The following is a 285-nucleotide window of genomic DNA, read 5'->3' as shown; positions in this document are numbered from 1 at the left end:
CCACAGCAATTCGTTGCGGTAGTCGTCGATACCAGGGTCGGAGAGGGCGATGCGGCGGTGGATTTCGCCGTTGATGACTTCGTAGGTGTCGTTGACCAGCAGCATACAGCCGATCGACAGTTTAACTTTAACCTGGATTCCCGACTGGCGATCGCCCGCGACAAACGCTTCAAAACCGATTTCCCAGCGTTCAAACTGGGGAGTCCAGCGGATCCGCTGGATATAAGTGTGAGGCACCAATTCTACCCAGACTGTCTGCCAAATGCCGGTCGTGCGCGGATACCA

Annotated in this window: 1 protein-coding gene; it reads right to left on the bottom strand. The window is 55.8% G+C overall.

What is annotated here, in order from left to right; genetic code table 11:
- Window positions 1–285: hypothetical protein (locus tag FLQ44_RS25595; RefSeq protein ID WP_500692549.1), on the bottom strand; the 285-nt coding region annotated here is incomplete at both ends.

Origin of the sequence: Vogesella mureinivorans, assembly GCF_007644035.1 — a bacterium.
GTDB classification, from domain to species: Bacteria; Pseudomonadota; Gammaproteobacteria; order Burkholderiales; family Chromobacteriaceae; genus Vogesella; species Vogesella mureinivorans.
Note: the sequence above shows the minus strand (reverse complement) of the source record. Positions and strands in the feature narration are given on the sequence as shown.